At 36.9% G+C, this 24,374-nt stretch carries 23 protein-coding genes; 16 read left to right on the plus strand and 7 right to left on the minus strand.

The genetic code is table 11. From position 1 onward, the window contains the following. The 7 genes from ACTNEP_RS16440 to ACTNEP_RS16470 all read left to right on the plus strand — a co-directional run. Nucleotides 1-82: IS3 family transposase (locus ACTNEP_RS16440; RefSeq protein ID WP_441160601.1), on the plus strand; the 82-nt coding region annotated here is incomplete at its 5' end. 168 nt (nt 83-250) lie between these two features. Then, nucleotides 251-1,006 (plus strand): SDR family NAD(P)-dependent oxidoreductase, encoded by a 756-nt coding sequence (locus tag ACTNEP_RS16445; protein WP_441163078.1) that lies wholly within the window; start codon nt 251-253, stop codon nt 1,004-1,006. Between the two features lie 292 nt (nt 1,007-1,298). Then, nucleotides 1,299-1,712, plus strand: coding sequence for a MerR family transcriptional regulator (locus tag ACTNEP_RS16450; protein ID WP_441163079.1), 414 nt, complete (start codon nt 1,299-1,301; stop codon nt 1,710-1,712). 509 nt (nt 1,713-2,221) lie between these two features. Next, nucleotides 2,222-3,286 (plus strand): ABC transporter substrate-binding protein, encoded by a 1,065-nt coding sequence (locus ACTNEP_RS16455; protein ID WP_441163080.1) that lies wholly within the window; start codon nt 2,222-2,224, stop codon nt 3,284-3,286. Nucleotides 3,287-3,418: 132 nt separating this feature from the next. Continuing rightward, a complete protein-coding gene (locus tag ACTNEP_RS16460; RefSeq protein WP_441163081.1) occupies nt 3,419-4,417 on the plus strand; it encodes an ABC transporter permease in 999 nt (332 codons plus the stop codon). After that, entirely contained in the window at nt 4,410-5,204 is a 795-nt protein-coding gene (locus tag ACTNEP_RS16465; RefSeq protein WP_441163082.1) for an ABC transporter ATP-binding protein, read from the plus strand. The genes ACTNEP_RS16460 and ACTNEP_RS16465 overlap by 8 nt, the downstream gene beginning before the upstream one ends. 140 nt (nt 5,205-5,344) lie before the next feature. Further along, a complete protein-coding gene (locus ACTNEP_RS16470) occupies nt 5,345-6,532 on the plus strand; it encodes a PLP-dependent aminotransferase family protein (protein WP_441163083.1) in 1,188 nt (395 codons plus the stop codon). Nucleotides 6,533-6,615: 83 nt separating this feature from the next. Here the strand turns inward: ACTNEP_RS16470 and ACTNEP_RS16475 are convergent, their stop codons facing one another. The 4 genes from ACTNEP_RS16475 to ectA all read right to left on the minus strand — a co-directional run bounded on the left by ACTNEP_RS16475 (nt 6,616) and on the right by ectA (nt 9,481). Further along, nucleotides 6,616-7,047: a YueI family protein gene (locus ACTNEP_RS16475; protein ID WP_441163084.1), complete on the minus strand. Its 432-nt coding sequence runs from the start codon at nt 7,045-7,047 to the stop codon at nt 6,616-6,618. A gap of 128 nt (nt 7,048-7,175) precedes the next feature. Further along, nucleotides 7,176-7,562 carry an ectoine synthase gene (locus tag ACTNEP_RS16480; RefSeq protein ID WP_441163085.1) on the minus strand — a complete coding sequence of 129 codons (387 nt, stop codon included), beginning with the start codon at nt 7,560-7,562 and terminating at the stop codon, nt 7,176-7,178. Nucleotides 7,563-7,613: 51 nt separating this feature from the next. Continuing rightward, nucleotides 7,614-8,882, minus strand: a complete 1,269-nt coding sequence (gene ectB / locus ACTNEP_RS16485; protein ID WP_441163086.1) for a diaminobutyrate--2-oxoglutarate transaminase — start codon at nt 8,880-8,882, stop codon at nt 7,614-7,616. Between the two features lie 83 nt (nt 8,883-8,965). After that, entirely contained in the window at nt 8,966-9,481 is a 516-nt protein-coding gene (gene ectA, locus ACTNEP_RS16490) for a diaminobutyrate acetyltransferase (protein ID WP_441163087.1), read from the minus strand. Between the two features lie 830 nt (nt 9,482-10,311). Between ectA and ACTNEP_RS16495 the strand changes: the two genes are divergently transcribed. The 4 genes from ACTNEP_RS16495 to ACTNEP_RS16510 all read left to right on the plus strand — a co-directional run bounded on the left by ACTNEP_RS16495 (nt 10,312) and on the right by ACTNEP_RS16510 (nt 16,030). After that, nucleotides 10,312-11,994: a PucR family transcriptional regulator gene (locus ACTNEP_RS16495; protein WP_441163088.1), complete on the plus strand. Its 1,683-nt coding sequence runs from the start codon at nt 10,312-10,314 to the stop codon at nt 11,992-11,994. A gap of 478 nt (nt 11,995-12,472) precedes the next feature. Further along, nucleotides 12,473-13,681: a M24 family metallopeptidase gene (locus tag ACTNEP_RS16500; protein ID WP_441163089.1), complete on the plus strand. Its 1,209-nt coding sequence runs from the start codon at nt 12,473-12,475 to the stop codon at nt 13,679-13,681. 43 nt (nt 13,682-13,724) lie between these two features. Further along, the gene (locus tag ACTNEP_RS16505) at nt 13,725-14,924 is read left to right on the plus strand and encodes a cystathionine gamma-synthase family protein (protein ID WP_441163090.1); all 1,200 of its coding nucleotides are present in this window, start codon (nt 13,725-13,727) and stop codon (nt 14,922-14,924) included. Between the two features lie 56 nt (nt 14,925-14,980). Next, nucleotides 14,981-16,030: a homoserine dehydrogenase gene (locus tag ACTNEP_RS16510; protein ID WP_441163091.1), complete on the plus strand. Its 1,050-nt coding sequence runs from the start codon at nt 14,981-14,983 to the stop codon at nt 16,028-16,030. 92 nt (nt 16,031-16,122) lie between these two features. Here ACTNEP_RS16510 and ACTNEP_RS16515 read toward each other — a convergent pair whose 3' ends face one another. After that, nucleotides 16,123-17,592, minus strand: a complete 1,470-nt coding sequence (locus ACTNEP_RS16515) for a catalase (RefSeq protein WP_441163092.1) — start codon at nt 17,590-17,592, stop codon at nt 16,123-16,125. 360 nt (nt 17,593-17,952) lie between these two features. Here ACTNEP_RS16515 and ACTNEP_RS16520 point away from each other — a divergent pair, with 360 nt between their 5' ends. The 4 genes from ACTNEP_RS16520 (at nt 17,953) to ACTNEP_RS16535 (ending at nt 20,738) form a co-directional block, all read left to right on the plus strand. Continuing rightward, nucleotides 17,953-18,729 carry an ABC transporter ATP-binding protein gene (locus ACTNEP_RS16520; RefSeq protein WP_441163093.1) on the plus strand — a complete coding sequence of 259 codons (777 nt, stop codon included), beginning with the start codon at nt 17,953-17,955 and terminating at the stop codon, nt 18,727-18,729. 20 nt (nt 18,730-18,749) lie between these two features. After that, complete coding sequence (locus tag ACTNEP_RS16525) at nt 18,750-19,688, plus strand: bile acid:sodium symporter family protein (protein ID WP_441163094.1); 939 nt, start codon at nt 18,750-18,752, stop codon at nt 19,686-19,688. A gap of 63 nt (nt 19,689-19,751) precedes the next feature. Continuing rightward, complete coding sequence (locus ACTNEP_RS16530) at nt 19,752-20,132, plus strand: DUF4870 domain-containing protein (RefSeq protein WP_441163095.1); 381 nt, start codon at nt 19,752-19,754, stop codon at nt 20,130-20,132. Nucleotides 20,133-20,390: 258 nt separating this feature from the next. Next, nucleotides 20,391-20,738 carry a DUF1360 domain-containing protein gene (locus tag ACTNEP_RS16535; protein WP_441163096.1) on the plus strand — a complete coding sequence of 116 codons (348 nt, stop codon included), beginning with the start codon at nt 20,391-20,393 and terminating at the stop codon, nt 20,736-20,738. Nucleotides 20,739-21,148: 410 nt separating this feature from the next. Here the strand turns inward: ACTNEP_RS16535 and adhE are convergent, their stop codons facing one another. Together adhE and ACTNEP_RS16545 are read right to left on the minus strand one after the other, a co-directional pair. Then, complete coding sequence (gene adhE, locus ACTNEP_RS16540) at nt 21,149-23,746, minus strand: bifunctional acetaldehyde-CoA/alcohol dehydrogenase (RefSeq protein ID WP_441163097.1); 2,598 nt, start codon at nt 23,744-23,746, stop codon at nt 21,149-21,151. 62 nt (nt 23,747-23,808) lie between these two features. Further along, nucleotides 23,809-24,039: a hypothetical protein gene (locus tag ACTNEP_RS16545; RefSeq protein ID WP_441163098.1), complete on the minus strand. Its 231-nt coding sequence runs from the start codon at nt 24,037-24,039 to the stop codon at nt 23,809-23,811. A 140-nt stretch (nt 24,040-24,179) separates the two neighbouring features. Between ACTNEP_RS16545 and ytzI the strand changes: the two genes are divergently transcribed. After that, nucleotides 24,180-24,356 (plus strand): YtzI protein, encoded by a 177-nt coding sequence (gene ytzI / locus ACTNEP_RS16550; RefSeq protein ID WP_441163099.1) that lies wholly within the window; start codon nt 24,180-24,182, stop codon nt 24,354-24,356. Nucleotides 24,357-24,374: the final 18 nt, after the last annotated feature.

Genomic DNA, 24,374 nt, shown 5'->3' on the forward strand with positions numbered 1-24,374 from the left:
CAACCATGAACGATCAAAGAAAAAATTAGCTGGATTGAGTCCAGTTGAATACCGAACTCAATCCAGCCAATCAGCTTCATAATAAAACTCTAACTTTTAGGGGTAACCACCAATCTCCTTGGTGACTTTTTAATGTGAATTTGTTATTTCATTAATTTTATTAACATTTTTCATTAAACCTATTGTGTTAAAGTATACTCGAAGTGTTATGCTTTTATCGTTACATTATCAAACCTAAGGAGGTTGTAGTATGTCATATGTAGTAATTACAGGAGCAAGTTCTGGAATTGGCTATGAATCTGCTTTAGCTTTTGCCAAAAGAGACAAAGATCTTATTCTTATCGCAAGGAGGGAACAGAAACTAGAAGAATTAAAATCATCTATATCTAAAATCAACCCTGAAATTGATGTAGTTGTGCTAACTGCAGATTTATCTAAAAGTGAACAAGTCTATAGTTTGTATGAACGTACAAAAGAATATGATTTAGAAACCTGGATTAATAATGCGGGATTTGGAGATTTTGCCCCAATTGTCAAACATGACCTGTCAAAAATTGAAAATATGCTAAACGTAAATAATTTAGCACTGACCATTCTATCATCTTTGTTTGTAAGAGATTATTCCTCCAATGAAGGGACCCAATTGATTAACGTTTCCTCAGATGGAGGATACACAATTGTGTCCAACTTTGTCACTTATTGTGCTACAAAATTCTACGTAAGTGCATTTACAGAGGGTCTGGCACAAGAGCTACAGGATGAAGGAAAGCCTATGAAAGCGAAAGTGTTGGCTCCAGCTGTAACGGAAACGGAATTTGCCAATAGAGCAATGGAGGTTGAGGAAATTAATTACAGGGAGGACTTTGGTGAAGTCCATACAGCAGCAGAAGTGGCACAATTTTTACTTGATCTATATGATAGTGATAAAGTAGTAGGACTAGTAGATGGAGAGACTAACCAATTTGGATTAAATGATCCCCTTTTTCCTTATATTACGAAGGTATAATGAAGTGCAAACAATTAATAATAGTCAGTCTGAAGGCCAGTGGTGTTGAGGCGACTGCTTAAAAGCCGACTTTCTGGGAGAATTGTAGATTTGTCAATCAAGTGGTGTGGGTTCCCTTACCTTAAAAAAATCGAAACTACGAGTTCTCCGATTTTAATTTTCATACAGTAGAGGTTCTGTTCAATTGAACGGGGGTGTTACCATTGTGGTGAAACTTGCCACACTGGTAACACTCAAGAATTGATTAGTGAAATGGCGTCGGTTCTTGTAGAAGGACAAGAGGAGGTTAATAATGAAGAATGTTTCTGAGACTTTCAATATAAAACAGGCATCTGAATTCTCTGGCCTATCAGAAGCTACGATTCGTTATTACGAAAAAATCGGTTTGATTCCATATGCCGATCGTAAAGCAAATGGCCATAGGATGTACAGTGAAGAGCAGATAAAGGGAATGGTATTCTTGACGAGGTTGAAAACAACAGGAATGAAGTTAGAAGAAATAAAACGTTATCTTCAGCTTTCTGAAGAAGGATCAGCATCAATCCAAGAAAGAATTTCCATTCTAGAGGAGCAAAGGAAAAGAATTAAGAACGACATCTCTCAATTATTGGAGACACAAAGAATTATTGATTATAAAATTGACCACTACAATGAGACATTATTGAATCCTGATTTAAATGAAATCAATTGTAACCCCACTGAATAATATTTATGCTGATATTCAAACAACTGTGAATCTATAGGGTTCTCCTGTGAATATACTAATATATGTTCGATCTACAGGAGAATCAATTTTTCCTATTAATCTGATTTTTCAACGGTGCCATATCGTTCCCCAAACATTTATTGCAGAATTTCTTATGTTGATCAAATTTATATACTTACGACCTTTGGGGATATTATAGCCCTATTCTTACGGAAACCTCCAAACTCCTCATAAGCCCATTCTCAATTCTCCGCATTACATATTGCTTTCTCAAGTCATTAGCAATTTCATCACGATCTTACTAGGGTACCTCATCCTTTATATAGTATACGTCATTATCAAGGACAAAAAATAGTAGCTAATAGACTCACTTACACATAAAACACAAACGCGATGTAAGCAATAGAATAATTGCAATTAAGTTATACCGAAGAAGTTGAACTTATGCTATAATGTATCTTAAAAGTTTGAAAATTTAAAATTATAAGAAAATGGGGGAAAAGGGGATCATGAAAAAAAAGTTGCTATTATTATTAATTATTGCTTTTCTTAGTATGCTTGTGTTAGCGGCATGCGGTACAAGTGACGATGATACAGAGGATACAAATGATGGATCAGATGTGGAAGAAACAGCAGAAGAAACTACAGAGGAAGAAGAGGCAGCTTCTGATGGTGAAGTATATCAGATTGGTGCAACACAAATTGTAGAACATCCTTCATTAGATGCTGCATATGAGGGATTTCAAGAAGCATTAGCAGATGCAGGTCTTGAGGTAGAGTATGATTTTCAATCAGCACAAAATGATCAAAATAATGCGACGACAATTGCTAATAACTTTGTCGCGGATGGTGTGGATTTAATTTTTGCGAATTCTACACCAAGTGCACAAAGTGCATTGCAAGCGACAAGCGATATCCCCATTTTATTTACGTCAGTAACAGATGCGATAGAAGCTGGTCTCGTGGAAGCATTAGATCAACCTGGAGATAACATCACAGGTGTGCTTGATTTACATCCTGATTCTATTCAAAGAACGATAGAATTTATTGATCAATATTTTGAAGGAGCCACGGTTGGTTTGATTTATAGTGCGGGAGAAGCAAACTCCGTTGCCCAGATTGAGGCAGTAAATGAAGCCGTAGAAGGAACAAGCTTATCAACAGCAGAGGCTACTGTAGGTAACTCTTCTGAAGTACAGCAAGCAACTACTTCATTAGTCGGTGATGCAGATGTTTTCTTTATCATCACTGATAACACAGTTGTTTCGGCATTAGAAACCGTTGTAGCAGTAGCAGAAGAACAAGCTATTCCATTGCTTGTAGGCGAACCTGACTCAGTAGAGCGAGGTGGTTTTGCAACATTTGGGATTGATTACCATACTATTGGCTATCGTACAGGTGAAATGGCTGTAGAAATCTTAACCGGTGAAAAAACAACAGCAGATATACCTGTGGAAGTTCCACCAAGCATGCAACTGTTTATTAACAAAGAAGCAGCGGAAGCACAAGGTGTGGAGTGGAATGAAGACTGGGATCAAGATGCAGAATTTTTAGAAACAGCGGAAGAGGAATAAAGTAGACTATCATTAGTGGGTTCAGTCCCGCTAGAATGATAAATATCTGGCAGAACCCTCGACATTTGCTAGAATGACAGGTGTCGAGGATTTTCTATCAAGCATGGTGGCAGGACAGAAAGGAAGAGTAGTATGGATGGCTTCATAATTTCCTTATTCAGTGCAGTAGAATCTGGGATGATCTATGCACTGATGGCATTAGGGGTTTATCTTTCATTTCGTATTTTAGATTTCCCGGATTTAACTGTGGATGGTAGTTTTGTAACAGGTGGAGCGGTTGCAGCAATTTCGATTGTGAATGGTGTACCGCCCGTATTAGCAACATTTTATGCGACTATTGCTGGGTTTTTGGCAGGAGTTATCACAGGAATTTTAAATACGAAAGGGAAGATTAATCCTTTATTATCTGGTATTTTAATGATGATTGCCTTGTATTCTATCAATCTTCGAATTATGGGTAAGCCAAATGTAGCTTTATTAAATGAGCCAACAATGTTTAATCAAGTAGAAGGCTTTTGGGCATCTTTAGGTATTGATAACTTTTTAAATGGTATTTTGACAACTATAGGTGCTGAACGAGTTCCAGGTACATGGGCTGTTCTCATTATCATGATTATTGTTACACTTGCTATTAAGTTTATGATGGATTATTTCCTCAAAACAGAGGTAGGATTGGCTTTGCGCGCAACCGGTGATAATGAAAAAATGATTAGAAGTTTTTCTGCTAACACCGATATTCTAACAATTGTCGGCTTAGGTATCTCTAATGCATTAGTTGCGTTATCCGGTGCTTTTATCGCGCAATATGGAGGTTTTTCGGATGTTAATATGGGGATTGGGATGATCGTTATTGGTCTTGCTTCTGTAATTATCGGGGAAGCAATATTTGGGACCAAAACAATTGCACGTACAACATTAGCTGTTATTGGTGGGGCAATTGCTTATCGAATCGTGTTAACCCTTGCATTAAAAGTTAAATTTCTAGAAACTGGTGATGCAAAATTAATTACAGCAATTATCGTTATTTTTGCCCTAGTCACACCGAAAATAATAGCCAGCCAAAAAGAAGCTCAGAGAAAGAGAAGAAAAAGGGCTATGCTCTCAAGTGAGGAGGGAGCTAATAATGCTTAGCATGCAAGATATTTCAGTCACCTTTAACGAAGGAACGCTGGATGAAAAGAAAGCATTGGAACGTATCAATCTCGAAATGAAAAAAGGTGATTTTGTCACTGTAATTGGTAGTAATGGTGCCGGAAAATCAACCTTAATGAATATGATTTCCGGATCGTTAAAACCAGATATCGGAACGGTCACGATTAATGAGCAAAATGTAACCATGCTGCCTGAATATAAACGTTCCCAATTTATTGGACGGGTTTTTCAGGACCCAATGGCAGGAACCGCACCTACGATGACGATCGAAGAAAATCTTGCGATGGCATATGCCAGAAACAAAAAGCGGACTTTAAAGATCGGAGTTAGTAAAAAACGTAAGGCTTTGTTTAAAGAGCATTTAGAAACCCTTCATTTAGGACTGGAAAACAGACTGAATGCCAAAGTCGGATTGCTTTCTGGTGGAGAGCGTCAGGCACTGTCACTATTAATGGCGACTTTTACAGAGCCGAATATACTACTGTTAGATGAGCATACAGCCGCTTTAGACCCTTCACGTGCTGAATTAATTACCAATTTGACTGGTGAAGTAGTAGAACAATTTGGTTTAACAACGTTAATGGTTACGCATAATATGCAACAAGCTCTAGATTTAGGTAATCGACTCATTATGATGGATAAGGGGGAAATTATTTTAGAAGTATCTGGTCAAGAAAAACAACAACTCACAATTGAAAAGTTACTCCATGAATTCCAACGAATTCGAGGAAAACAAATGGAGAATGACCGTGCTATATTAGGCTAAAGAAAGGACAGTTACTTTCGTAGAGAGTATCTGTCCTTTCTAAACCATCTACATGAATGGAAGTGAACGAGTGGCCTTTTTATGATGACACTTTTTGATTAATATACATTTTCTTTACATGATAGAAAGAGGGGATTGCAATGAAATATGGTTTTTCAGAACGGGTAAAATATTTAAAATCATCAGCAGTACGAGATATTTTAAAAGTAATCAATCAAGGCAATATTATCTCCTTTGCCGGTGGGTTGCCGGAGGAGGATTTATTTCCTGTAGAAGCGGTAGACAATGCTTTCCATAAAGCTATTACAACGAACAAAAAAGCATTGCAATATGGAGAAACAGAAGGGGTGCCCGAACTAAAACAATTGTTAGCTGAGCGCATGAAGCAAAAAGGTTTACACCGTTCGGCTGATAATATTTTAGTGACATCAGGTAGCCAGCAGGCGATTGATCTATTTTCGAGAGTAATGTTTAATAAGGGAGATATTATCCTGACAGAAAACCCTACTTATTTAGCCGCATTACAGGTTTTTGAGTCCTATGAAACGAAGGTCATAGCAGTAGATTCTGATGAGGAAGGTATGGTTTTAGCTGATTTAGAAGAGAAAATAGTACGGTATAAGCCAAAGTGTATCTATGTAGTACCAACCTTTTCTAATCCGACTGGAAAGGTATGGTCATTGGAAAGACGAGAAAGATTACTGGAATTGGCAAACAAATATCACGTTGTTATTTTTGAAGATGATCCGTATGGGGAATTACAATTTGAGGAGGCCGAGGCCCCGCCATCGATTGCGTCTTTAGATACAAATGATCTTGTATTATACACGAGCACCTTCTCCAAAACGGTAGTACCTGCCGTTCGTATTGGTTGGATTGTTGGTCCTCATCAGATTATTCGGATTATGGCACAAGCGAAGCAGGCAACAGATCTTCATACGAATTCGATTGGACAGCACGCATTAGTACATTTATTAAAAGACTTTGATATAGATGGCCATATTCAAACCATTAGAAAAACATATTATGAACGAATGCTTGTGATGAAGCGTTTATTAGAGACAATTGATATGAAAGGATTGGAATATATTGTTCCCAAGGGTGGAATGTTCTTCTGGGTGGAACTGCCAAAGCAAGTGAACTCAACAGAGCTATTAAATGAAGCTGTTAAAGAAGGTGTAGCCTTTGTACCTGGAGCACCGTTTTATGTATCCAATCCAAAACAAAGTACACTAAGATTAAACTTTACCAACTCCGAGCCAGCACTTATCGAAGAAGGTATGAACCGGTTTGTGAAAGTACTGGAAACAACCAACATGCATGTTTGAAGAAATAGATAGGACGCAGAGGAAAAGTACGTATCTGCCCTCTGCGTCAAAAGCTTACTAAAACGGGATAAGATATCACCATTTCATAATCCTAATAGCTTCTGCCACCAAGATTTTTTTTCAGCTTCTTCCACGATTTGTTCTTCATCTTCGCTTAACAAAATATCTTCCCTATCAACAGCTGTCTTGGCTGTCAGGATAAGACCGTACTCACTGTCAGCTTCCCGATTCGATACATACGTATGGGAAACATGATGTTCTTCAGCAAGTTCACGATATGGTTTAAAGAAATGTAAACCCATGTTACCATTCATTAATATCGTTGTATCAGAAAATTGGCGCATCAGGTTTTCCAGCTCGGGTACCCCTTTTTCACCACGGACCTGAGCCTTTGATAAGGCTAATAAGACCCGCTCTCGATAAGTCCCTAAATACGTTCTTTTTTCATCAGGCTTTATTTCCTTTGCACCGTAAATTCCTTCTTGTAAATAATCTTCTATTTCTTTTTTGCCCATTTTTAACACCTCACCTTTAGTATATACAAAAAAATAAAAGCTCCCCAATAAAAAGGGAGCATTAGATAAGAAAATTTTAAAAAAAATTGTTAAAGGGATGTTTTAAAGGGATAGTTCTTTCAAAAATGTTAGTCTTCGTCTACTGGATATACGCCATTTTCGTCATGTACTTCTTTACCAGATAGAGGTGGATTAAATACACAAACCATGCGCATATCTGTTTTTGCACGAAGTAAGTGTTCGTCATGTTGATCAAGGGCATAAAGCGTATCTTTTGAAATAGGCCATACTTTATTATCACTTAATGTTACAACTTCACCTTCACCTTCAATACAGTACACAGATTCAAGATGGTTTTGGTACCAAATATGAGTTTCTGTACCTGCTTTAATAGTAGTTTCATTAACAGAATAGCCCATCCCGTCTTTTTTGGTAATGAGACGACGGCTAACCCAGTTACCTCCGTCCACATCATATTCAGTTCCTATTATGTCTTCTAGTTTTACTACTTTCATAAATTAAAATCCTCCTGTTGGTCTGTTTATTGTTTATTTGAAACCCGCAACTTAACTGGTAACGGGATCCCTAACTAAGTCCTTAACACTTTGCTCAATAATATCAAGCCCTTTTTGCAGTTCATCTTTCGGAATATTTAATGGAGGGAATAGCTTGAATACCTCATCGTTCGGTCCTGCTGTTTCCATTATTAACCCTAATTCAAAGCAACGGGCTGTTACTTTTTCGGCAAGCCCTTCTACTTCTGAAGCGATACCTACCATAAATCCTCGTCCACGAACTTCTCCCTTGATTTCAGGGTAATCGGCCACTATTTGTTCGAGGAAGCTATAAATAATTTGAGATTTTTCGTGGATTTCATTTTCAAATGTGTCATCTTTCCAGTAGTCAAGTGCTGCTGTTGCAGTTACGAATGCATGGTTATTACCACGGAAAGTACCATTATGTTCACCTGGCTTCCAAATATCTAGTTCAGGCTTAATTAATGTTACCGCAAGTGGTAAGCCATAACCGCTTAAAGATTTAGATAAGCAGACAATATCTGGTTTAATACCTGCCGCTTCGAAACTGAAGAATGTACCAGTTCGGCCGATACCTGCTTGCACATCGTCAATGATGAGTAGAATTCCCCAACGACGGCAAAGCTCTTCAATTTGTTTTAACCATTCAAAGCGGGCAGCGTTAATTCCACCTTCACCTTGAACCGTTTCTACGATCATTGCAGCAGGAATGGCAACTCCACTACCGTTATCCTCCAAGAATCTTTCTAAATAAACGATCGTATCATGATCAACATAATTGTCATAAGCCATCGTTACCGTATTTTGTAATGGAATACCAGCACCCTTACGTTTCATCGAGTTACCTGTTACTGACAAAGATCCAATCGTCATACCGTGGAAACCACCAGTGAAACTGATGATATCAGTCCGTCCAGTTACTTTACGAGCCAATTTCAGTGCGCTTTCTACTGTGTTTGTGCCGGTTGGTCCTGGAAACATTACCTTATAGTCAAGATTTCGTGGTTTCAAAATGACATCATCAAACTTCTGTAAAAACTTTGCTTTCGCTGTAGATGCCATATCTAAAGAGTGAGTGATCCCATCACTGGTAATATAATCTATTAATTTTTGTTTCATATGATCATCATTATGTCCATAATTAAGTGCTCCAGCACCAGAGAAGAAATCTAAGTATTCTTTGCCATCCTCGTCCCACATTTTATGTTTCTTCGCTTTTGTAAACACAGTCGGGAAGTTACGAATATAACTACGTACGACGGATTCATGATGATTAATAATATCAATATTTTTATTCATCTTTTAGGTTCCTCCTAAATTGTTTTTATCTATCGAATATTTCGTACTTACTAATTCAGAAAATACGAAATATTACGACAATATTAGTTATTAATTGGCCCGATAACAAACTTTAATTCTTCTTCGTGTTCATCACCAGGAAATACATCCTTGGTAAAAAACTTGGTAGAAGTAATAGCAGTATTAAAGTCACGAGCTAGTTTCTGGAATAGAGATTGCGATGCCTTGTTATCTGGTGTAATAGTTGCTTCGACAAACTTGATGGTTTGACATGCTTTGCTTGTTAATAGATAATGCAACATTCTCGATGCAATACCTTTACCTCGCTGAGATGCATCAACACCAACTTGCCATACAAATAAAACATCTGGTTTTTTTGGAGGGATAAATGCGGTAATAAAGCCAACTACTTGGTTATTTTCTTTTGCTACGACACAAGTATCACGGAAATACTCACTCATTAAAAGGTATTTATATGGAGAGTTTGTGTCTAATGATGAATTTGTAACTAATTCCCACATGGCCGCTCCATCATTCTTTGTTGGTTTAGAGAACACAACGTCTAGAGTTGGAGCTTGAATCTGTACGTTATTAATCACAATTGACTCCTTTCTTATTAGGCAATTAATTATTTGAACAATTAGTACACTAAATATAATAAAAGGACTTGAAATATTCCGCAAATCGCTTATAACTCGATTACACTTAATAAATCTTCTTTTATTATCTTGAGCTACATCCAATTGGAATAAATTTATAAATCCTCCAATATTGTCATCTATCCTTACAAATGAGCAAGATTTGAGCAAAGCATCAAAGTATACAGCATTTTTATTCCCGCTTTTTCTCAAAACAAACATTATTTTTTGAATAAAAAAAGAGAATTGATAATTTATCAGTTGTTTTGATTGAAAATTTAGAATATTCTAAATATATATCTGATGTAATCTTTTCCAAAAGAAAAGTCATAATTTTCGCTTTATATACCTTGAGAATAGTGCATGACAAGGCATATTGAATGGTGTTTAAGCGTAAAAATTAAATTACAGGAAAATTATTTGCTTCATGCATCTTAAGTGATAAAGAGAAGATAAAAGAGAGGTATTTTTACTAGCTTCGAGCGTCTAGAAACTAGGCTACTTCATCCATTGTCCTTATGCCGTGGGCACAAGTCATCTTCAGTTCGCAAAATTCACCATGATATCCTAATCTTAGTTGACTTTGAAATCGCTACGTTTCTAAACGGGCGCTCTGCGATTTTCTAGCTTCTTTTGATATATATGTTACATCCCACAAAGTTCCCTTCGGAATTGTTAATCTAATAAAGTAAACCGAGTTTCGAATTCTTGCTCTGTAGTGACTGGCTTCATTTTTCAAGCATTTATGTTCAGGTGATGAAGAATTTTCGTAGCAAAGTGAGGTGAGGGATATGGGGTTAACTGTAAGTACTATAATGCAATTGCCGGTGATGAAAGATTGTGAAGTAAAGACAGGAGAACATTTGCTAGAACGAAAGTCGATTGAATGGGTTTCTGTTATGGAGCTTCCTGTTGAAAATTTTGTCAGAAAGAATGAGCTTGTTTTAAGTACCGGCGTAGGATGCGAAGATAATCCCAACTTATTAGAAGCTTTTGTGCAAGATATCATTCAATCGGGAGCATCTGCTTTAGGGTTTGCCACAGGACGGTATATTTATAATATCCCTGATCGAATTTTGAAAAAGGCTACCCAAAATGATTTAATCATCGTTGACGTTCCTTGGGATGTTCGTTTTACGGATATTTGGCAGTCTGTGATGGATAAAATTACAGAAGTAAAACAGAAAGAACATCAAAAAGTAGAAGATGCTAGACAAGAATTAATTAATTGTGTCCTAAAAGATAAAGGATTGGAAGATATCGCACACACTTTATATAAGCATATTAAAATTCCTGTTGCGATCACAGATGCTGAAAAAAGATGGAGGGCATTTAAGTTTTTTAATAAAGATATATTAGAAAGTTATTCTCTCGAAGTCCAAGAAAGTCACTTACAACCGATACCATTATCGGATATAAAATTTCAAGAACATCCGTTGTATTATCATATGAAGGAATACAGATTTTATAAAGATCGTTTTTTCCAGCTGCAAATTCTCAACAACCACAAAGTACAGGGATATATTGTATTTCAACCGAGTGATAATAAAGAGTTGACTTGGTTTGTGATGAATGTGTTAGAACATGCACTGACTGCCTGTGCGTTATACTTTGTGAAAGAGAATGCCATTGAGTTAACCGAGATTCGATTAAAGGATAATTTTGTGTTAAATTTAGCAAAAAATAAAATGAAAGTAGATCATCAACTATTAACAAAAGCACAGTTATTAAGATATAACCTAAATCTCCCATATGCTTGTATTGTCGGAGAAATTAAACATAAAGATCTAGGGTTAAATAAGCATGATACTTTAGATAACCCTTATCATTCATCATTGAGAAGCCTTAATTATTATATCCAAAAGGAAATCACTTACGCTGGTCGACTATTTGATCGAAAAACGATGACTAGCTTTGAGAAGGGGGAAGTGATTCTTTATTTGCAAGTAGAGTCCCCCACTTATCAAGATATAGCAAACCAATTTTTAGATACGATTGAACGACGTTTAAGCCAATTGCTTTCAGATATTGATATCTTTTGGGGAATTGCACTTCAAAAAGAAAGTACCTATCCATTTTATGAAAGCTATGAAAAGGCAAAAACGGCTCTTGAAATTGGACTGCATCATGCTGATACTGGCAATAGAACTTTTTATAGCGATACAAGAATTAATCGGCTGTTAATGGCAATATCTCAAGAAGAGGATATTCATGAGATTGTAAAAGATACCTTGAAACCATTGATAGAATACGATAAAAAGAGGCAGGCAGACTTGGTTTTTACTTTTAAGACGTACAATAAATACAAAGGAAATGTTAGTCAAACCGCAAGAGAATTAAACTTACATCGTCAATCGTTATTGTATCGGTTGAGAAAAATAGAGTCTCTGACGCATTTATCCTTGATTGATGCTGATGATTCTTTTTTATTAGAGCTGAGTGTCCGCTTATGGATGCTGAATAAAATAAAATGATAGGGATGATGAGACCGAGACATTAAATGAGTAACTTTAGAAGGAAGCTCGGTCATTTCAGTAAGCGTTTCTCTTAATCAATGTAAATAAAAATTCCGAACGGATTACTTTTTCTGTGAGCAGAATTGGTTATCGTTCGGAATTTGTTTTATCCCGGTGTTAAACGTCTGGAAAATCCTCATTTCAAGCTTTAAATTATACAAGGAAGCTAAATGGGTATAACAGACATTTCCACCCTGATAAGTTTCGCTAATAATCAGTGGGTAAAAACCACTAATGATAGTTTCACTTTATCAAACAGACTTTGCCACAGGCTACTTTTATATGTGGAATTGAACAATATATCTTAAATTCGGATATTTATTCATGTTGTATGACAGAAAAGGAAAAACTTCATACAATCTGAACATTACATGTTAACCAGCTATTTAATAGGATAAAAGTAAGAAATAAAAAGATTTTTTAGGGGGGAAATACGATGTTGGCCTTTGATATTTTAGAATATCAAAAACGTTTAACGAAGACAAAACAACGGATGGCTGAAAACGGGATTGAAGTGTTACTTGTATCGGACCCAGCTAATATGAATTATTTATCAGGCTATGATGCATGGTCATTCTATGTTCACCAAATGCTAATCATCATCATTGATGAACCTCAACCAATTTGGATTGGTCGTTATCAAGATGCAAATGGCGCCAAAATTACCACATGGATTTACAACGAAAATATTATTCCATTCCCGGACTATTATGTCCAATCATCGATTTACCACCCAATGGATTTCATTGCAGAAATCCTAAAACAGATAGGGCAAGGCAATAGAAAAATTGGTGTCGAGATGGATAACTATTATTTTACTGCCAAAGCTTACGAAAGGTTAAAGGATGGACTTCCAAATGCTTCATTTAAAAATGCGGATTTATTAGTGAACTATGTAAGAATTATCAAATCTGAAAAAGAGATTGAATATATGAAGCGGGCAGCAGAAATTGCTGATCAAGCGATGGATAAAGCAGTAGAAAGTGTACGGGTAGGGAATAGAGAGTGTGATACTGCCGCAGCGATATATCACCAAATGATTTCTGGCACGGATGATTATGGAGGGGATTATCCAGCTATTGTTCCATTACTTCCGTCTGGAGATAAGACTGGTGCACCACATTTAACCTGGTCGGAAAGAAAGTATAAAGAAGGAGAGTCTGTTGTTATTGAACTAGCGGGCTGCTACAAGAGGTATCATGTACCAGTAGCTCGAACGGTATCGATCGGTAAACCATCCATGCAGCTTGAGAAAATTGCTCCGATTGTTGTAGAAGGTCTGAATACCGTTTTAGATGCGGTAAAGCCAGGAGTTACTTGTGGAGAATTGGAAAGGCATTGGTATAACTGTCTCAAAAAATATGGAATTGAAAAAGAGGCAAGATTAGGATATTCCGTAGGTTTAGGTTACCCGCCAGATTGGGGAGAGCATACAGCAAGTATCCGATCAGAGGATGCAACTGTTCTACAACCAAACATGACATTCCACCTTATACCAGCCTTGTGGTTTGACAACTATGGAATTGAGATCAGTGAATCATTTCGAGTAACAAAAAATGGTGGTGAAACGTTCACCAATATCCAAAGAGATTTAATTGTGCAAGATCCGTTTCCATTTCAAGAACAAGGTGGAATTATCAGCTAGTTTTCAAGATAAATAGATAAATACTAGACGAGGAGGGAATAGTATGAGAGATGTAAAAATGAGTACAAAGGCAGTATGGGCAGGGGAAAAAGATCAATTAGCCTTCGGAGCCACTCAAGTTCCAGTTGTACACAGTGTATCTTTTGGGTATGACGATATGGATGAATGGTATGAAGTCGCAATCGGAAATAAAGAAGGTCATATTTATGGTCGCAATACCAATCCAACTGTTAATGCCTTTGAAGAAAAAATAAGAATATTAGAAGGAGCAGAAGCTGCTACTAGCTTTTCCACCGGAATGGCAGCTATTAGTAATACACTCGGAACGCTATTGTTTCCAGGGGATCGAATTGTCTCGATTAAAGACACATACGGCGGAACCAATAAAATATTCACCGAATTTCTCCCCAAGCAAAAAGTAGACGTCATTTTATGTGATACGGGGGATCATGAAGCGATTGAAGCAGAGGTAGCAAAAGGCTGTAAAGTGCTTTATTTAGAAAGCCCGACAAACCCAACGGTAAAAATCACAGATATTGAACGAATGGCGAAGATCGGAAAAAAAGCAGGCGCTATTGTCATTGTTGATAACACGTTTGCCACTCCAGTTAACCAAAATCCACTAGAATTGGGAGCAGACTTAGTGATTCATAGTGCCACTAAATTTTTAGGAGGGCATGCAGATGCATTAGGTGGCTCTGTTTGTGGATCTAAACAATTAGTAGAAAGTATTTATCATTATCGAGAAATTAATGGAGCAACACTTGACCCAATGTCAGCCTATTTATTATTAAGAGGGATGAAAACGCTCCAATTAAGAATAGAAAAACAAAGTGAAAATGCAATGGCAGTTGCACGCTATTTGAGAACTGTTGATACCGTTGAATCGGTATTTTATCCAGGATTAGAGGACCATCCAGGTCATGAAATCGCGAAGAAACAAATGAGTGGATTTGGCAGTATGTTAAGTTTCTCGGTAAAAGGTGGGGTGGATACACTCAGATATCTACTTCCAAAGCTAAAGTATGTGAACCGTGCAGCGCATCTTGGCTCTGTTGAAACAATTGTTGGTCCTTCCCGGACAACAAGTCACGTAGAATGTACACCAGAGGAAAGAGCAGCAATGGGGATACCAGAAGGATTAATTCGCTATTCAGCAGGACTGGAAGATAAGGATGACTTAATTGCTGATTTAGAGCAAGCTTTTCAATCTTTGCCAGAAAGTCTATTTATGAACCAATAAAGCGTACTCTGTTGTAGCCGTGTACGCTAAAAATGATGGAGTTGAGGAGATTAACTATGAAGATCGCTTTTATTGGATTTGGCGGTGTTGGGCAGGCTTTGGCAGAAATTTTTTTAAAACAACAAAAGGGTGAAATGCCGTCGTATGGTTTTAAACCCGAGGTTGTCGCTGTATCCGATATCATGAAAGGATCTGTGTATGATCCGCAAGGTTTAAACCTTGAAAAGTTAGTTTCTGCCGTGAGAGATTCTGGGAGTTTAGATGCTTACCCAGAACAAGCAGGATTAATTAGAGGTTGGGATAGCATGGAAACAATCAAGAATACGAATGCAGAGCTGATTGTAGAGGTAACGTTCACAGATGTGAAGACAGGTCAACCAGCCATTGATCATTGTCGAACAGCTTTTGAACATCAAAAAAGTGTGGTAACGACTAATAAAGGACCTGTGGCTTTAGCTTATGACGAATTATCCGCATTAGCTAAGGAAAATGGCGTATTCTGGGGATTTGAAGGAACGGTAATGAGCGGAACACCAGCTCTCAGAATGCCCGTCGAGACATTAGCAGGTAATGAAATAACGGAAATCAAAGGTATCTTAAATGGGACGACTAACTATATGATAACCGAAATGGAGAAAGGAAAGACATACAAGGAAGCCTTAAAAAAAGCACAAAGCCTCGGGTTCGCAGAAGCGGATCCAACTAGTGATGTAGAAGGTTATGATGCAAGGTATAAAACAGCGATTTTAGCGAACTATTTAATGGGTGAAAAAATAGCACCAGAAGATATTTACTGTAAGGGAATTAGCGATTTAACGTTAGAGATGGTGAAAGAAGCGCAAGATAATAATCAAAAATGGCGTCTGCTCTCACGCTTAACCAAAAGGGAAGATGGTTCGATCGAAGCTTCTGTTAAGCCAGAATTGATGGATGATAATGACCCACTAGCTGGTATTTATGGCTCGACAAATGCAATTGTCTACGAATGTGACTTATCTGGTCCCATTATGTTAACAGGTGCAGGGGCAGGATTAACCGAAACAGGTTATTCACTGTATATTGATATTATTCATTATCATAGACAAAGTACCTTAACCAAACTTTAATCAGGATTATATTTGGAGATATTTTCTTTTCCCTCTTTAGTATTTCAATAATAAAAAAAAGAGACCGTACATGGTCTCTTTTTGTTTATTCCTTATTCTTTTACGTGTGCTGGTACGTCTACTCCTAGTTTAGCAGCAATACCTTCTGCTAATTCAGGAGCTACTTTATAGAAGTTTTCTAATTGACGCTCAACAATACCTTCACGAGTTACACCGCTCAAATGATCCGCAAAGTTTTGGATTAAACGCTCGCGCTCTTCATCATTCATTACATCACGGAATAATGCACGAGGTTGAGAGTAATGATCATCACTATCATATGGAACACTATCTGCAAATCCAGAAACTTCAAAAGGACTAATTTTATGTTCAGGTGTTTCTTTTGGTGCAACACTAAAGCTATTTGGTTCATAGTTAGGTGCACTGCCACCATTACCGTCATGGCTCATGAAACCGTCACGTTGGTAATTGTTTACCGGTGACTTAGCACGGTTGATTGGTAGTGATTCATGATTTGCTCCAATACGGTAGCGATGTGCATCAGAATATGCAAACAAACGACCTTGAAGCATTTTATCTGGAGATGCTTCAATTCCAGGAACAAAGTGTCCAGGAGAGAAAGCAGATTGCTCTACTTCTGCAAAGTAGTTTTCTGGATTACGGTTTAATACCATTTTACCAACTTCGATTAATGGATAATCTTTGTGTGGCCATACTTTCGTTACATCAAATGGATCATAACGATAGTTTTGCGCCTCTGCTTCAGGCATAATTTGAACTTTTAATGTCCAAGAAGGATAATTACCTTCTGCAATAGCAGTAAAGAGATCCGCAATATGGTAATCAGGATTTTCACCAGCTAATTTAGCTGCCAAGTCTACATCAAGATTTTTAATTCCTTGATCTGTTTTGAAGTGATATTTAATAAAGAATGCTTCTCCATCTTTATTCACCCATTTGAATGTATGGCTTCCGAAACCATCCATGTGACGAAGAGTCGCCGGGATACCACGATCAGAATGTAAAATAGTAATTTGGTGTAAAGACTCAGGTGATAGTGACCAGAAATCCCAAACAGCATTTGGATCTTTTAAATGTGTTTGTGGATTACGCTTTTGTGTATGGATAAAGTCTGGGAATTTAATCGCATCACGAATAAAGAAAACAGGTGTATTATTCCCAACTAAGTCATAATTACCTTCATCTGTGTAGAATTTTACAGCAAAACCACGAGGGTCACGTACTGTATCGGCAGAGCCTAATTCACCAGCAACAGTTGAGAAACGGATGAACATCGGGGTTTTCTTCCCAACTTCAGATAAAAAGTCAGCTTTTGTGTATTTAGAAACGTCATTTGTTACCTCAAAATAACCGTGTGCTCCTGCACCTTTTGCGTGCACAACTCTTTCTGGAACTCTTTCACGGTTAAAATGAGCTAGTTTCTCTAGTAAATGAACGTCTTGGATTAATGTTGGTCCTCTATGGCCGGCAGTAATGGAGTTTTGGTTATCTCCAACTGGTGCACCAGAGGCAGTTGTTAAGTATTTTTTTTCTTGACTCATATAATTAACACCTCTCCCATAAAAATTTTACACTTCTTATTATAATACAAGTTTTATAAAAATCAATATTTATTTAAAATAATTTTAAATAAGAGAATGTAAAAAGAGAAGCAAGCTATCTTCAATAGATAGTTGCTTCGATGGATTGGGAAACATCCTTGAACTTTTGTTGTTTGGGGGTAACAAAAGAAATGGGTAAAGGGAATGTTTCATCACTAAATGTGATTACCTATATTATACCGATAATGAGAATCATTTTCAATGAAAAACTACTAATTCTTGTTCTTTTTTTGTGAAAACCAAACAAAGGAAATTTTCACTATTCAGATGTATACTTAATAGTAGAAGGAAGTGATCAATATGGTATTAAATCTAGAAAAAGTAGGATTAAAAAAAGACGGAAATTGGATACTAAAAGAGATTGATTGGAAAATGGAGAAAGGAGAACACTGGACTTTATTAGGGTTAAACGGTGCGGGGAAAACAGCACTGTTGCATATGCTGTGTGCCTACTACTTTCCTACCGAGGGAAAAGTTAATGTGATCGGAAAACAATTTGGGAAGGATATCCTTGGTGAACAATTAAGACAACAAATTGGCATTGTATCATCAACTTTAAAGCAACGAATATATGGAACAGATAGTGCGTATCAAGTCGTATTAAGTGGTGCATTTGCTTCGATCGGTTTATATGAATCACCAACAGATGAGATGCGTGCCAAAGCACAGCAAATATTGAAGGACCTTGATTGTTTTTCTTATGCTAATCGAGCATATCGAACTTTATCACAAGGGGAACAGCAACGTGTATTAATTGGACGAGCTCTGATGAATAATCCCAAATTATTAATATTAGACGAACCGACCAATGGATTAGATTTCATTGCAAGAGAGCAGCTATTAGAATCCATTGAGAATATAAGTAGAGGGGAAGAAGCTCCCTCGATTATATATGTCACACATCATGTGGAGGAAATTTTACCAACCTTTACTAAAACATTGTTGTTAAAAAATGGCCGTGTCTTTAATCAAGGTTCGACAAAAGCAATGATCCAATCAGAAAATTTAACACAATTTTTTGGAGTGCCAGTCGAAGTAGATTGGACAGAAAGACGTCCGAGGTTAAAGAAGAAATAACACCATAGGAGTAAACAGAAATGTTAAATCGTTTAAATCAACTACTTCAAAGAATTATGCCCTTTATTGCACCATCAAGTGTCATCATTGGTGTGTTATTTGCAGACTTTTTTATTCAATTTGATAATTGGGTGATCTGGATTTTTGCATTTATGACCTTTGCAGGTAGCCTTAGCTTAAATTTTGTTGCGTTATATCGAGTTGTCGCTCATCCTTTATCGATATTGATAGCACTTGTCATCTTACATATTTTAATGCCATTATGGGCTTTTCTAATAGGGAGTATCACCTTTAGTGATGATCATTTAACTGTCATTGGCTTTGTATTAGCGATGATTATTCCTACAGGGATTACCAGCTTTATTTGGGTATCTATGAATAAAGGGAATGTTGCGCTAACATTGTCTGTCATTTTGATTGATACGATTTTATCACCTTTTATTGTACCATTGTCTTTATCATTATTTGTTGGCGCATCTGTTGATTTAGAAGTATGGGCGATGATGAAAGGATTATTTATTATGATTGTGCTTCCGTCTATATTAGGCATGGTGTTGCATGAAATCAGTCATGGACAGATCCATGAGAAGTGGAGTCCACGTTTAGCCCCTTTTTCAAAGATAGCGTTAGCATTAGTGATTATGATCAATAGCTCTGAAGTAGCAGATTATTTAATCAATATCGATTCTCACCTTATTAAAGTAGCCGTTACCATGTTTATTGTTGCTGCCAGCGGGTACTATATGGCATGGATGCTAGCTAAGTGGTTAAAAAGAGAAAGCCAAGATATCATTTCCTTGACATTTAGCAGTGGGATGAGAAATATTAGTGCCGGGGCAGTGATAGCTGTTCAGTATTTTCCCGGACCTGTAGCAGTACCTGTTGTAATTGGTATGCTATTCCAGCAAGTTTTAGCTTCTTTATACAGTAAATTTCTCCAAAAAAGTAAATATCGATAGGAAGAACAATTGGAAAATGCTACAATTAATTATTGAAGTATATAAAAGGAGAGGAGGAGGAAAATGTCGGAGGAGCAATTACCAAATGAGACAGAAGAACAAAAGTCTGATCAACAGACCAAGACATCAACAGGATTAGATCAGAATGTTGCAGGATTATTATCATATGTTGCAGGTATTATTACCGGAGTAGTCTTTTTATTATTAGAAAAAGAAAATCGCTTTGTTCGTTTTCATGCATTACAATCGATTTTTATTACTATTGTAGCGATCGTATTAAACACAGTGGTAGGTTGGATTCCTTTTATAGGGTGGTTATTGGGACTATTGCTATATCCATTAGAACTTGCTTTATGGATTGTCTTAATGGTTAAAGCTTACCAAGGTCAGTATTTCAAGTTACCATGGATTGGTGATATGGTAGAACAACAATTAAATAAATAATGCACTCCTGATCTGATAAATTTCGCTCATTCTTAGTAGGGACAAGAACCTTACTAAGGGAAGCCACACTTATCAGATCTTTTTTTTGCACATTTGAAAAGTATAAAAAATGCCGGTAGCATTGAAAACAATTTTTTCTCCGTACATTTAATCAAACAGGGCGAATAAGTCAAATAGTTTTTAGTGGCTTTTCTTATCATTAATTGTGGGTCTTCTTAATAATATGAAAGTAAAGAAGAAAAGAGAGAAGGTGCCCATTTGATTACATGGTTATCTTTTGTTTTATTATCTTTAGCGACTTTTCGCTTAACAAGATTGATTGTCTATGATAAGATCACAGGTTTTCTCCGAGCACCTTTTTTTGAGGTTGATGAAAAATGGCTACCCGATGGTACTGTAGAAGAAACAGTGACGTTTAAGGGGAATGGCTTTAAAAGGTGGATTGGTGAATTATTACGATGTCACTGGTGTACGGGCATTTGGTCTTCCTTGTTTTTATTTTTAGGCTTTCATTTTTACTCTACAATATTTATTCCAATTATTATTGTTCTAGCGGTAGCTGGTGTAGCGTCGATTATCGAAGTGATCATTTCTTACTTTATATAAATCGATAGCTAATTATTGCTTATTTTTCCTGTAGCCACTACAGCTACATGATTTTCTTTTTCGACTTTTTTTCCGCTTGCTGACAGATTTTTGCGCAATGTTCGACATAATCAATCTCCTTCATCATTCAAGATTATAATACATTCCTACATTATTCTATGTGATCGCTGTAAAAGCGTTCGGGAGTACAATGAAAACGGTGAAGGAGTCTAAATTTGCTTAACTTTCTTACACGATAAATAGTTGATGAGCTGGGACAAAAGAGTGGAAGGTAAAGAAAAATCCTCAATATAATATATCACCGCTCCGTCAAAATAGTTCGCTTCCTATTTGCGTTAATAGCTTCTATTTTTACATTGGCTATTTTAATTTTGTCCCAGCCTTTATATTAGCACTCCGTTTTTAACAAGTTATATACCCTTAAACGCTTCTAAATAGATTTGCTTTAATTCAGTAACTAATGGTAATTTCGGGTTTGCGGTAGTGCATTGATCTTCGAAAGCCTTGTCGGCTAAATAATCGACTTGTTTCATAAAGGCTTTTTCTTCTACACCGTTTGCTTTTATACTCATCGGAATATCTAATTGCTTGGCAAGATCACACACTGCTTTTACTAAACTTTCCACCCCTTCTTCGGTTGTACGAGCAGGTAGTCCCAATATCTTTGCTATTTCTGCATATCGCTGATCTGCAACAAAATGCTCATATTTTGGAAAGGAAACGAATTTGGTTGGCTTTTTAGCATTGTAACGAATGACATGGGGCATGAGAATCGCATTTGCTCGCCCATGTGCAATTTGAAATGCTGCTCCAAGCTTATGTGCCAAGCTGTGATTAATTCCAAGAAATGCATTAGCAAAAGCCATTCCTGCGATAGTAGATGCATTGTGCATTTTTTCTCTTGCTTTTTCATTATTTCCATCTTTATAAACAACAGGTAGATACTTAAAGACTAATTGTATTGCTTTTATCGCAAGCCCATCTGTATAGTCATTTGCCATGTTGGATACATAAGCCTCGATCGCATGTGTCAGTACGTCCATCCCTGTATCGGCTGTAACTACAGGAGGTACAGTCATAACAAATTGTGGATCAATGATCGCGATGTCCGGTGTTAATGTATAATCAGCTAATGGATATTTAATGTTGTTTTCTTTATCCGTAATAACGGAGAATGGTGTTACTTCAGAACCAGTTCCAGAAGTCGTTGGAATGGCAACAAATTTTGCTTGTTTCCCTAGTTCTGGATATTGATAGACGCGCTTACGAATGTCTAAGAATTTTTGCTTGATACCGTTAAAGTCCGTGTCAGGATGTTCATAGAATAACCACATACCTTTAGCAGCGTCCATTGCTGAACCACCCCCAAAGGCGATAATGACATCAGGTTCGAATTTTTTCATTGCTTCGGCACCGCGCATGACGGTTTCTATAGACGGATCGGGTTCCACTTCTGAAAAGATTTCGCAATGCACATAGTCAGCTCGTTTACGTAAATAATAGAGTATTTTATCTACATAACCTAGCTGTTTCATGGTTGGATCAGTGACGATAAAGGCTTTTGCTATTTTAGGCATTTTCGCTAAATATTGCACGGCGTTTTTTTCAAAATAGACTTTTGGTGGAAGTTTAAACCATTGCATATTGACGTTCCGTTTAGCAATTTTTTTGGTATTAATAAGGTGTATTGCCCCAACGTTAGTTGAAACAGAGTTACCGCCATAGGATCCACATCCCAAAGTTAAGGATGGTAGGTAGGCATTGTAAATATCACCGATCGCTCCTTGAGAAGAAGGAGCATTAACAATGATTCGACCTGCTTTCATTCGTTTACCGAATGCTTCAATTATTTCCTGATCATTAGAATGGATGACAGCGGAGTGGCCAAGACCGCCGAACTCAAGCATTTCTTCACAACGTCGGAAACCTTCTTCCTCGTTTTTTACTTGATAGCATGCCAGAATAGGACTTAATTTCTCACGAGAAAGTGGTTCGTCTGGTCCAACTGTATCTAATTCGGCAACAAGAATTTTAGTGTTGACAGGGACCTTTATTCCAGCTTGTTTAGCAATTTCTACAGGGCTTTTTCCAACGATATCGGCATTGACGGCACATGTTCTTTCATTAATCGCTAGTTTCTCCAGCTTTTTCTTTTCCTCTTTGTTTAAGAAATAGCAATAATTGTTAACCATTTCCTTTTGAACCTTTTGATAGATAGATTGGTCGATGATGACTGCCTGTTCAGAAGCACAAATCATTCCGTTATCAAAAGTTTTAGAAAGAATTAAGTCATTGACAGCTCGTTTTATATCTGTTGTTTTTTCAAAGTAGCAAGGCACATTACCTGGTCCTACACCAAGTGCCGGCTTTCCAGAGCTATATGCTGCTTTAACCATTCCAGCTCCACCTGTTGCGAGGATAAGTGCGATATCATCGTGTGTCATTAATTCTTGTGTGGCTTCAATACTAGGTTTCTCTATCCATTGGATGCAATGTTTTGGTGCACCCGCTTGAACGGCAGCCTGATATAATATGTTTGCTGCTTCTGTACTGCTTTTCTGGGCTGAAGGATGAAAAGCAAAAATAATAGGATTACCAGTTTTTATTGCTATCAACGTTTTGAACATGGTAGTAGATGTTGGATTAGTAACAGGTGTAACTCCTGCAATAACACCAATAGGTTCGGCTATTTCGATAACACCATCATGGTGATTTTCATTAATGATTCCAACCGTTTTATCATATTTAAGGTTATGATAGATATATTCAGTGGCAAATATATTTTTAATAATTTTATCTTCGTATAAACCTCTTTTTGTTTCATCTACTGCCATTTTTGCAAGCTTCATATGTGCATCCAAACCTGCAAGGGCCATCGCCTTGACGATATCGTTAATTTCCGCTTGGTTTAATTGTTTTAACGCTGATAAAGCTACTTTACCTAGCTTCACTTTTTGATCAATGGTTTGTTTAATAGTAGGTTGTAGCTTTGGAGCAGATGTACTCATCATGATTCCTCCTTAAAAAAAAGTTTGTGAAGTATTGAGCATGAGTGATTAAAAAAAAACTTCTAATAATTCTTGCTGGGATTACGTGGAATTTTCATAAAGGTTAGGTCTTGATACATTCGTGTTGTGTTTTTTAATAAAATAGCGTAGTGTTTTGTCCAAATCATAGTAGGATATATTTTGTTATCCTCTAAGAGAAGAGCCTCGAACGGATCATCAACTTTTTCTTCAAATGTTTCTTGACTGTAGTAATCGGTGTCTGTTTTAAAATCAATCCATTCGTAATAAATCATTATGGTAACCTCCTTTATTTGTTCTGATTAGATTATAGCATAAGAAAATGAAAATGTTTTTGACTATTATGTGAAATATTTCACAAATTTATTTTGTGTTATAATGGGCTTATTTCAATAGAAAGGGAAGGATACGGGATATGTGGGTTGTCATTATTGTGTGTATTATTGTAGTGATCGCTGTCTTATGGTTGTCGATTATGACGTTAAATAAAGGGTATGGATATAAACATACTGTTGATCCATTACCAGGTGAGCAGGAGAAAAGTGAAGAAGGACTTAATGAAACGTCGAGCAATATGAACAGTGACCGATAACAAGCCATCGGTCACTGT

This window comes from Gracilibacillus sp. HCP3S3_G5_2 (genome assembly GCF_052063305.1).
In the GTDB taxonomy this organism is placed as follows: Bacteria; Bacillota; Bacilli; order Bacillales; family Amphibacillaceae; genus Gracilibacillus.